The sequence below is a fragment of the Streptosporangium carneum genome (assembly GCF_027922005.1).
Classification (GTDB): domain Bacteria; phylum Actinomycetota; class Actinomycetes; order Streptosporangiales; family Streptosporangiaceae; genus Streptosporangium; species Streptosporangium carneum.
This window is the reverse complement of record NZ_BSEV01000129.1, coordinates 1-567: the sequence shown is the minus strand read 5'-3', so window position 1 is coordinate 567 and position 567 is coordinate 1. Positions and strand designations below refer to the sequence as shown.

Annotated in this window: 1 protein-coding gene; it reads left to right on the top strand. The window is 58.0% G+C overall.

Annotated features, from left to right (window positions below; translation table 11 throughout):
* Positions 1-403, top strand: a 403-nt coding sequence (locus PKF00_RS44170) for a multicopper oxidase domain-containing protein (protein ID WP_271223781.1), incomplete at its 5' end; no start/stop codon positions are given.
* Between the last annotated feature and the right edge of the window lie 164 nt (positions 404-567).

The following is a 567-nucleotide window of genomic DNA, read 5'->3' as shown; positions in this document are numbered from 1 at the left end:
GAGCGAGGTCGTTGATCCGATCCAGTTCCGCCAGGGGGAGCGCGTGCGGCTGACTATGGTCAACGACACGATGATGCCTCACCCCATTCACCTGCACGGCATGTTCTTTGATGTCGTGAATGGCGAAAGCGACCACAAACCCCGCAAGCACACAATCACGGTAAAGCCCGGCGAAAAGCTTTCAGTGGACGTCACACCGGAAGATGTGGGTGATTGGGCCTTTCATTGTCACCTTCTCTACCACATGCACGCCGGAATGTTCCAAGTCGTGTCGGTCATGCCCGGTGAGGCGCATCATCAGATGCATCGTCATCAAGACCACAATCAACCTGACGGGTCCCGAGAGGCGGGCGGACGACACGAACAGCATGGCGCGCATCGCCAACACGGAGACCATCAATGAGAAATCTCTTCTCAGTGGCGATCGCTGGTGGTCTCATGATCGCGGCAGCGACAGCAGCATCGGCGCAAGATCAGGCAGACGCATACTACCCACCAGAAGAAATGGAGGCCGCGAGAGAGGCGCTGCGGGAAGGCGCTGGCGGCCAGAAGCTCTTTTTCTTCCAG